The sequence below is a fragment of the Microcystis sp. M49636_WE2 genome, assembly GCF_030065375.1.
GTDB lineage: Bacteria > Cyanobacteriota > Cyanobacteriia > Cyanobacteriales > Microcystaceae > Microcystis > Microcystis aeruginosa_C.
In genome coordinates, this window is the sequence record NZ_JASJFG010000076.1 from 1 (window position 1) to 4265 (window position 4265).

The 4265-nt window shown below is 40.7% G+C and carries 4 protein-coding genes; 2 read left to right on the plus strand and 2 right to left on the minus strand.

What is annotated here, in order from left to right; translation table 11 throughout:
- Positions 1-1026: homocysteine biosynthesis protein (locus PX484_RS01700; protein WP_288102718.1), on the minus strand; the 1026-nt coding region annotated here is incomplete at its 3' end.
- A 336-nt stretch (positions 1027-1362) separates the two neighbouring features.
- Between PX484_RS01700 and PX484_RS01705 the strand changes: the two genes are divergently transcribed.
- Together PX484_RS01705 and PX484_RS01710 are read left to right on the plus strand one after the other, a co-directional pair.
- Positions 1363-2289 (plus strand): class I SAM-dependent methyltransferase, encoded by a 927-nt coding sequence (locus PX484_RS01705; RefSeq protein WP_287767541.1) that lies wholly within the window; start codon positions 1363-1365, stop codon positions 2287-2289.
- 14 nt (positions 2290-2303) lie between these two features.
- Positions 2304-2957 (plus strand): HupE/UreJ family protein, encoded by a 654-nt coding sequence (locus tag PX484_RS01710; protein WP_287767543.1) that lies wholly within the window; start codon positions 2304-2306, stop codon positions 2955-2957.
- Positions 2958-3138: 181 nt separating this feature from the next.
- Here the strand turns inward: PX484_RS01710 and PX484_RS01715 are convergent, their stop codons facing one another.
- Complete coding sequence (locus PX484_RS01715) at positions 3139-4143, minus strand: helix-turn-helix domain-containing protein (protein WP_287767545.1); 1005 nt, start codon at positions 4141-4143, stop codon at positions 3139-3141.
- Between the last annotated feature and the right edge of the window lie 122 nt (positions 4144-4265).

Consider the following 4265-nt stretch of genomic DNA (forward strand, 5'->3'; position numbering starts at 1 on the left):
ACTTTTTCCCTCGATCATAATCCGACCGCTTTTTAGTTTAGCGTAGGTGATTAAACCAAAGGTAGGACGGACTCGCCGGGGAATGGAAAAATCCACCACTGGAGCGACAATTTCCTCATCTTTTACCGCACAATGTCGAACAATTTCCTCGCTTAAAATCGGAATCGGTACTGCTACTCCCAACATTAAAGAAGCCCCATAATTTTTGAAATAACAACCCCGTACCCAGCGAGCATTCATTTGTTTAGCATCCCCAATTAAGGCTAAGGTGGAAGCGGGACCAATAGGAGTTCGATTTTGTAGGCGTTTTTGCAGGGGAAAATGTTGGGTTCCTTCCCAGGCAATATAACCGATTCCTCCTCCCAAAAAAATGCGCGTACCGATGCCGATCGCTTCTAAATCGGGGTCATTTAACAGGGGAGAAATTGCTCCAGGGTTGGAATAAACCGCATTACCTAATCGCGGCTGTAGTGGTCCTAAATAAGTATATAAAGTCCGCTCTCCCCCATTGACTCCGACGATGAAATTCTGGTAGAGATTGCGAGGATTAAAAAGATAAAATTGATTAATAGTCTCCTTAGAAATAATCGTTTCAAAAGAAGTGCGAGGATAACAATCGGTGGTCTGGCCGACAGCGCGCAATTGAATCGATTTTCCAGCGATTAAATCCTCAATAATATGTCCGCCGCCCCTTTCGGGATTTTCTCCCTCTAAATTCTCATTTTTCGCCGCTAGATCACTAATAGCACTGGCTCCTAAGTATAAATCCACCGCCCCAAAACCAGCATAAGCAGGAATCCCATCTAACCAACATTGACGAATTTTTATCGGCGGATCCGTCTGACCTAAATTAATCATTGCCCCCGAAGATTCCATCGGTTCAAAGGTTCCCGTACAAACCACATCTACTTGGGAAAAAACCTCCTTAATTCCCATCTCGTTCACGCGGCTTTTTAATTCCTCTACTGTCCAGACTACAGCCGTTTTTTTTGCGATCTTGTCGTTGATTTCAGCGATTGTTCTCATAATAAAAATTGAACCGATGGGGGGTTAGGGAGCTTTTTGCTGTTGTCAGTAAACAGTTATCAGATTTGAGTTTTCAGTGAGTGGTAAGTAGGTAGGCTTTAAAAATTATCAGACACCCCCCTTATCAGGGGTAGGGTTGATTCATGAATCAACCCTACCTTATCAAGGGAGGCAGGGGGGATCGAACCTAAAATCCATTTTTAATTTAATTATAACCAGCTACTTATTAACCGAGCAGTATTAAATGGCGGTGACAGTGCTGTTTTTTCACTGATTACTGATTACTGATCACTGTTATAAGATGAGAAAGGGAAAATTTACGATCGAAGCTTTTCTATGACAGTTACACCCGTTCCGGCCTCCTTTAATCCTGTTTCTGGTCTAGTTAACCGTATTCTCGGCATAAAACCGCTTTTTGACATCGCTCGCTATCAGGCGCGCAATATGATGATTAAAAGAGCCGAAAAACTAGGCGTACCTTGGCGAGAAACCGTCAAACAATGGCAACAAAGGGATTGGAGTTGGGAACTGCAAGCGGTAGAAAATCCCGATCTCGTCTATCCCGAATACTACGTTTGTTCTTTCCACGCTTACGAAAAGGGCAATTTAGACTGGTTGCCAGCTTTTGAGGTAGAATCTGCCGCCTATGCTGTCCATTCTACCATCTGGCCCGGGGCGGGGATTGACGGCGATCCGCGATTGCGGCGGGAATATCACCGGATATTGAAGGAGCAAATCAAGGCAGAAATTAACGATATTGTCGATTTAGGCTGTAGTGTCGGCATGAGCAGCTTTGCGCTGCAAGATACTTATCCTCAAGCCAGGGTAACTGGGTTAGATCTCTCTCCCTACTATTTAGCCGTTGCCCAATACCAAGCTCAACAAAAACAAAAGACGATTCAATGGCAACACGCAGCCGCGGAAAAAACTCAATTACCCAGTCAGTCCTACGATCTGGTATCTTCGTTTTTAATGTTCCACGAACTACCCCAACAGGCTACTAGAGAAATTTTCGCCGAAGCGCGTCGTTTATTGCGATCGGGAGGTTATTTGACGCTGATGGATATGAATCCGCGCTCGGAAATTTATCGAAAAATGCCCCCTTATGTCCTAACCTTACTCAAGAGTACCGAACCCTATCTCGATCAATATTTTACTCTCGATATCGAACGGGCATTAGTTGAAGCGGGGTTTCAAGCACCGATCATTACCCCCACCAGTCCCCGACACCGGGCGATTGTTGCGCGGGTTTCCGAATCATAATTTTGAGGTAATCAATGAAGATAATTTTTCGTCAAAGCTGGACAAGGATATTAACTATTGTCCCTCTCTTCCTGTTAATTTTTGCCAGCAAAACCCTCGCCCATCATGCCATGGCAGGGCAAACTCCCGATAATTTTTGGAATGGATTTTTATCGGGTTTAGCTCACCCGGTTATCGGTTTAGATCATTTAGCTTTTGTGGTGGCTAGTGGTTTAATTGCTGTGGGGATGGAACAGGGTTTATTAATTCCGATCGCTTTTGCGATTGCCACTTTAATCGGCACGGGGATTCATTTACAGGGAATAAATTTACTTTTTCCTGAGGGGATTGTTGCCCTTTCTGTGGTTATTTTTGGCGTGATTTTAACCCTGAAAAAAGGGTTACAAAATCATTCTAATCTCTATACGATCGCTCTGGCAACTTTGGCAATGATCGCAGGAATTTTCCACGGTTATGCCTACGGAGAATCAATTATCGGGGCGCGAGTTGCCACTTTAGTTGCCTATTTAATCGGTTTTACCGTCATCCAATTAGCGATCGCATCTGGGGCTTTTTTCCTTGGCAGTGTCATCAAGGAAAAATTAGCCAAGCAAGCGACTCTAATTAGTAAGTTAATCGGATTGGCAATTATGGCGATCGGTACAACTTTTTTAGTGGGAATTAAGTAAATTAATCTCGGTGGGGCTAATTATTAATGGCTCTCTTGAGGTTATGAGATCGAAGAAAGGGCGTACAATATACGCCCCTACCAAACAAGTACGGGAGAGCCGCTCAATTGAAAGAGGAGTTAGGAATTGAGTTCTCGAAATAAATCTAAAAATAATCCTCATTCCTACCCCTACTATTTTTTTAGGTTTCCGAGGGGAAGTAACCAAACAGTTTTTTATAATCAGAGGCCAGATATCCTCGATGAAAAAAACCTAATTCTTCGGCAATTTCATAAGTTAATTTTGTCTGATTATTTTGGTTAAGAGATTGATGTAAAGCATTAAGACGAAGCAACTTAAAATAATTGTAAGGAGACATTTGATAGAAGTCTTTAAATATATATTGTAAGGTGCGTTGACTTACTTTTAATTCTTGACAAATCGCTGGAATAGTCAGATCAGAACGCAGATTTTTTCTCATCATTTCTTCTGCTTTTTTGAGGATAGAGGTGCGTCTGATAGCGTTTTTAGGGGTTTTAATATCTTTGGTTACTGCTAAAGTCAAAAGAAAATCTTTGACAATTTCTTCTTTTAATTTTTGCCTGACAAAATTTAATCTTAATGCTTTTCTTTGCCAAGATATTTGTTGACGATCTAAATTAAATAGCATTCGATAAAGTTGATGACAAGATTGTTGGAGATGACGAATTTTTTCCGATGGGCAAATCACAACAGAAGAAGCGGAAGAATTTAAAAACTTTTTCGCTTCTGGTAGCTCTAAATTTTGGCACAATTGTTGCAGATAATTATCATGAACGTAAAGCTGAAAACGATTGGAAAAGGGATGTTGAAAAATGGAAATTTCTGATTTAGGGGGGACAATCCCAAGATAGTTATTTTCTACTGAGTACAAATTTTGGAAGAAGACAGAATTCACCTGAATAGGAATCGCAAAAACCCACATTTTAGAATGGACTACTCCCACAACATTTATTAAACAATTACGTTGCGATAATTCTAACATCACTTCATCGATGATGATCCTTGAAAGATACCCTTCAAAATGATCACCACTGAGTTGTAAAGCATCTACGTTGACAAATTCTCGATTCTGAAAATAACGAGAAAAATTGCAAAAATATTCACTTTTAAAGGTTAATTCCTGAGAATTAATTAAAATATTGGTTTTATTGTCAAAAATAAACATTTATGTATAACTCCTGGGTTATTGAGTGAAATTAAACTTTTTTTGCCCATCAATTTAAAGACTTGCGTTTTTTGGATCGTCTTAGCATAGAGGACTGAGTAGTATAAGTTACAGCAGGGTTG

Coding starts and splice junctions, on each gene's coding strand:
- PX484_RS01705 (WP_287767541.1), top strand. CDS start 1,363: ATGACAGTTACACCCGTTCCGGCCTCCTTTAATCCTGTTTCTGGTCTA.
- PX484_RS01710 (WP_287767543.1), top strand. CDS start 2,304: ATGAAGATAATTTTTCGTCAAAGCTGGACAAGGATATTAACTATTGTC.
- PX484_RS01715 (WP_287767545.1), bottom strand. CDS start 4,143: ATGTTTATTTTTGACAATAAAACCAATATTTTAATTAATTCTCAGGAA.